General features: G+C 68.7%; 6 protein-coding genes. 2 read left to right on the forward strand and 4 right to left on the reverse strand.

All coding sequences use genetic code 11. The annotated features are described in order from the left end of the window. The first annotated feature begins 73 nt into the window (after positions 1-73). Both AOK11_RS35295 and AOK11_RS35300 read left to right on the forward strand, forming a co-directional pair. Positions 74-490: a DUF2752 domain-containing protein gene (locus AOK11_RS35295; protein ID WP_055597732.1), complete on the forward strand. Its 417-nt coding sequence runs from the start codon at positions 74-76 to the stop codon at positions 488-490. A gap of 232 nt (positions 491-722) precedes the next feature. Then, the gene (locus tag AOK11_RS35300; protein ID WP_055597733.1) at positions 723-989 is read left to right on the forward strand and encodes a TM2 domain-containing protein; all 267 of its coding nucleotides are present in this window, start codon (positions 723-725) and stop codon (positions 987-989) included. A 97-nt stretch (positions 990-1,086) separates the two neighbouring features. Here the strand turns inward: AOK11_RS35300 and AOK11_RS35305 are convergent, their stop codons facing one another. From AOK11_RS35305 to sdhC, 4 genes are read right to left on the reverse strand one after another with little or no spacing between them, the layout of a single operon-like run. Next, positions 1,087-1,866: a succinate dehydrogenase iron-sulfur subunit gene (locus AOK11_RS35305; protein ID WP_055597734.1), complete on the reverse strand. Its 780-nt coding sequence runs from the start codon at positions 1,864-1,866 to the stop codon at positions 1,087-1,089. After that, positions 1,866-3,620, reverse strand: a complete 1,755-nt coding sequence (sdhA, locus tag AOK11_RS35310; RefSeq protein WP_055597735.1) for a succinate dehydrogenase flavoprotein subunit — start codon at positions 3,618-3,620, stop codon at positions 1,866-1,868. The genes AOK11_RS35305 and sdhA overlap by 1 nt, the downstream gene beginning before the upstream one ends. Positions 3,621-3,639: 19 nt before the next feature. Then, the gene (locus AOK11_RS35315; RefSeq protein WP_055597736.1) at positions 3,640-4,122 is read right to left on the reverse strand and encodes a succinate dehydrogenase hydrophobic membrane anchor subunit; all 483 of its coding nucleotides are present in this window, start codon (positions 4,120-4,122) and stop codon (positions 3,640-3,642) included. A 5-nt stretch (positions 4,123-4,127) separates the two neighbouring features. Further along, on the reverse strand, positions 4,128-4,508 hold the full coding sequence (sdhC, locus tag AOK11_RS35320; RefSeq protein ID WP_074994201.1) for a succinate dehydrogenase, cytochrome b556 subunit: 381 nt from the start codon (positions 4,506-4,508) through the stop codon (positions 4,128-4,130). Positions 4,509-4,747 lie beyond the last annotated feature (239 nt).

Consider the following 4,747-nt stretch of genomic DNA (forward strand, 5'->3'; position numbering starts at 1 on the left):
TTCTGGGCGCTGATCGACGGCATCATGTACCTGGTCAGCAACGACCGCACGGACGCCCAGGGGCGGATCCTGCGTGGCTGACGCGGCCTCGCCCGCCCCGTCCCGGGGGCGGCCGCGGTGGCATCCCGCGGTGGCCCCCGTCGCCGTGCTGGCCGCGGGCGTGGCGGGCGCCGCCCACCTGTGGGGCACCGACCCGCACGAGCCGGGTCACCTTCTGCCCCAGTGCCCGCTGCGGGCCGTCACCGGCCTGCTGTGCCCGGCCTGCGGGGGCACGCGCATGGTGTACGACCTGATGCACGGCCAGTTCGCCGCCGCCTGGCTGGACAACAGGGCCCTGCTGCTCGCCGCACCGTTCGCACTGGCACTGTGGGGGCGCTGGACGCTGGAAGGGCTGCGCGGCCGCGCCTGGGCGCCCCGGATCGCGCCCCGGGTCCAGGCAGTGATCCTCATGGCGGCGGTGGCTTGGACGGTGGCCCGCAACATCGTCTGAAATAGGCGAGAACCGGCCCGAGCTGATCACAGAACGAAAACATTCGGCCATCTGCTTCCCTGTTCGATCACCGGTCCCCTTACGCTCCTCTGGCGCAGGGGGGACGGTTCGCGAACCGTGGGTTACAGCGCAGTAGTTGCGCGGGATCCGTATGCGTGTTTCCGCCGGCTCCTCCTGGGCCGTCCGGGCAACCCGCCCGGCGCGTCACACTCTTCTCCCCAGGAGCAGCGCCATGACCGTCCCCGCCGGCCCCCAGGCCCCCTACGGCCACGACCCGCAGGGCCGCCCCTACTCCGACAAGTCGAAGATCGTCGCCGGTATCCTCCAGATCTTCCTGGGAACCCTGGGCATCGGCCGCTTCTACGTCGGCTCCGTCGGCATCGGCATCGCCCAGCTGCTCACCTGCGGTGGCCTCGGCTTCTGGGCGCTGATCGACGGCGTCCTGTTCCTCGTGAGCAACGACCGCACCGACAAGCAGGGCCGCGTCCTGCGCGGCTGACACGGCGGCGGCCGCTCCGGCGGCCGATCACGGCGCCCGGCACGGCTGAGGCCCCGATCCTGCGGATCGGGGCCTCAGCCGTGTACCGGGAAAGGTGTCAGAAGCGGCGCGTGATGAGCGCCCGCTTCACCTCGGCGATCGCCTTGGTGACCTCGATGCCGCGCGGGCACGCGTCCGTGCAGTTGAAGGTCGTACGGCAACGCCACACGCCGTCACGGTCGTTGAGGATCTCCAGGCGCTGCTCGCCGGCCTCGTCGCGCGAGTCGAAGATGAACCGGTGCGCGTTGACGATGGCGGCCGGACCGAAGTACTGGCCGTCGTTCCAGAACACCGGGCACGAGGACGTGCAGGCGGCGCACAGGATGCACTTCGTCGTGTCGTCGAAGCGCTCGCGGTCCTCGGCGGACTGCAGCCGCTCGCGCGTCGGCTCGTTGGTCTCCTTCGTGATCAGGAAGGGCATCACGTCCCGGTACGCCTGGAAGAACGGCTCCATGTCCACGACCAGGTCCTTGAGGACCGTGAGGCCCTTGATGGCCTCGACCGTGATCGGCTTCTCGGGATTGAGGTCCTTGATCAGCGTCTTGCACGCCAGGCGGTTCTTGCCGTTGATCCGCATGGCGTCGGAGCCGCAGATGCCGTGGGCGCAGGAACGGCGGAAGGTCAGCGTGCCGTCCTGGTCCCACTTGATCTTGTGCAGCGCGTCGAGGACACGCTCCTTGGGGTCGATCTCCAGCTGGAAGTCTTCCCAGACCACCTCGTCGGAGACCTCCGGGTTGAACCGGCGGATCCGGAAGGTCGCGGTGATGTACGGGGAGTCGCCGAAGCCGGGCTCGGGCGATCCGGCCGCGTCCGCCTTGTCCATAACAGGGGTAGCCATCAGTACTTACGCTCCATCGGCTGGTAGCGGGTCTGGACGACCGGCTTGTAGTCGAGCCGGATCGACTCGGAGCCGTCGTCGCCCACCTCGCGGTACGCCATGGTGTGGCGCATGAAGTTGACGTCGTCCCGGTTCGGGTAGTCCTCGCGGTAGTGACCGCCGCGGGACTCCTTGCGGGCGAGCGCGGACGTGGCCATGACCTCGGCCAGATCGAGCAGGTTGCCCAGCTCGATCGCCTCCAGCAGGTCGGTGTTGAACCGCTTGCCCTTGTCCTGGATGGAGACGTTCAGGTAGCGCTCGCGCAGCTCCGCGATCTTCTCCACCGCCGTCTTGATCGTCTGCTCGGTGCGGAACACCATGACGTTGGCGTCCATGGTGTCCTGCAGTTCGCGGCGGATCTCGGCCACCCGCTCGGTGCCGGTGGAGGTCCGCAGCCGCTCGATCTGCCCGACGACGAAGGACTCCGGGTTCTCCGGCAGTTCGACGAAGTCGGTGGTGTGCGCGTAGGCGGCGGCCGCGATGCCGGCCCGCTTGCCGAACACGTTGATGTCCAGCAGCGAGTTGGTGCCCAGCCGGTTGGCGCCGTGCACCGACACGCAGGCCACCTCGCCCGCCGCGTACAGGCCGGGGACGACGGTGGTGTTGTCCGCCAGCACCTCGCCCTGGACGTTCGTCGGGATGCCGCCCATGGCGTAGTGCGCGGTCGGCTGGATCGGGATCGGGTCCGTGTACGGCTCGATGCCCAGGTAGGTCCGCGCGAACTCCGTGATGTCGGGCAGCTTGGCGTCCAGCTGCTCCGGCGGGAGGTGGGTGAGGTCCAGGAAGACGTGGTCGCCCTCGGGACCGCAGCCGCGGCCCTCACGGATCTCCGTGTAGATGGACCGGGACACGACGTCGCGGGAGGCGAGGTCCTTCATGACCGGCGCGTACTTCTCCATGAAGCGCTCGCCGTCCTTGTTGCGCAGGATGCCGCCCTCACCGCGGGCGCCCTCCGTCAGCAGGATGCCCATGCGCCAGATGCCGGTCGGGTGGAACTGGAAGAACTCCATGTCCTCCAGCGGAAGCCCGCGCCGGTACACGGCCGCCTGGCCGTCACCGGTCAGGGTGTGCGCGTTGGAGGTCACCCGGAAGAACTTGCCGGTGCCTCCGGAGGCGTAGATCACGGACTTCGCCTGGAAGACGTGGATCTCGCCGGTGGCCAGCTCGTACGCCACCACACCGGCCGACTTCTTGACGCCGTCGACCTCGGTGATCAGCTGGTCCAGGACGTAGAACTCGTTGAAGAACTCCACGCCCTCCTTGACGCAGTTCTGGTACAGCGTCTGGAGGATCATGTGACCGGTGCGGTCGGCCGCGTAGCAGGAGCGGCGGACCGGGGCCTCGCCGTGGTTGCGGCTGTGGCCGCCGAAGCGGCGCTGGTCGATGGTGCCGTCCGGGGTGCGGTTGAACGGCAGGCCCATCTTCTCCAGGTCGAGGACGGAGTCGATGGCCTCCTTCGCCAGGATCTCGGCGGCGTCCTGGTCGACCAGGTAGTCACCGCCCTTGACCGTGTCGAAGGTGTGCCACTCCCAGTTGTCCTCCTCCACGTTGGCCAGCGCGGCGGCCATGCCGCCCTGCGCGGCGCCCGTGTGGGAGCGGGTGGGGTAGAGCTTGGTCAGGACGGCGGTACGGCTGCGCTTCGTCGACTCGATGGCCGCGCGCATGCCCGCGCCACCGGCGCCGACGATGACGGTGTCGTACTTGTGGATCTTCATGATTCTCGCAGCCCTGTGCCTAGCGGATGTTCGGGTCGAAGGTGAAGATCACCAGCGTGCCCAGAAGGATGGTGAACACCGTGGCGGTGTAGAGCAGGCCCTTGAGCCACAGCCGGGTGTTCGCGCGCTCCGCGTAGTCGTTGATGACCGTGCGCAGGCCGTTCGCGCCGTGCAGCATCGCGAGCCAGAGCATCAGCAGGTCCCAGACCTGCCAGAACGGCGAGGCCCAGCGGCCCGCCACGAAGGCGAAACCGATCTTGGAGACGCCGCCGTCCAGCACGAGCTGGATCAGCAGGTGCCCGATGACCAGGACGACCAGGACGACGCCGGACAGGCGCATGAACAGCCAGGCGGCCATCTCGAAGTTGCCCCGGGTGGTCTTCGGGGACTTCTTGGTCCGCTTGCGCGGGGGCTCGATGACCGGTGCGGGGTTGTCGACCGAGTAGAGCGACGCGCCCTCGACGGGGCCGATGCCCGAGGCGGTGGATTCAGTCGTGGACATGGGCGTCAGCTCCCGAACAGTTCACGAGCGGCGTGGCCGAGCACGGGGTAGAGCGCCCCGATCATCAGCACGACCCACACGGCGACGACGGTCCAGAGCATCTGCTTCTGGTACCGGGCGCCCTGGAGCCAGAAGTCGACGGCGATGACACGCAGGCCGTTGAGCGCGTGGAAGAGGATGGCGGCGACGAGGCCGTACTCCAGCAGCGCGACGATCGGCGTCTTGTACGTGGCCACGACGGTGTCGTAGGCCTCAGGGGACACTCGCACGAGGGCGGTGTCCAGCACGTGGACGAACAGGAAGAAGAAGATGAGGACGCCGGTGACTCGATGAGCCACCCAGGACCACATTCCTTCCCGGCCGCGGTACAGCGTTCCAGCCGGCACGGAATTTTCCTCCGGGAGCGGGGGTTGGGGCCGCGCCGGCTTTCTCCGTGTCGGTCGGGCCCGGCCGGGTACGGTCCACCGGCCCTCTGCATCGTAGCCACGTATGGACGCGGGGCGGACAGGGGCCCTGCCGCTGTGATCGAACTGGCACGCTTACGGGCTAGAGGGGCGGGCTGCGGGACGGGCGCCGCGACGGGCGCCGGGAGGGGTTCCGAAGCGCCGCCGAGGGGGCTTTTGGG

This window comes from Streptomyces hirsutus (assembly GCF_001418415.1).
Lineage (GTDB): Bacteria > Actinomycetota > Actinomycetes > Streptomycetales > Streptomycetaceae > Streptomyces > Streptomyces hirsutus.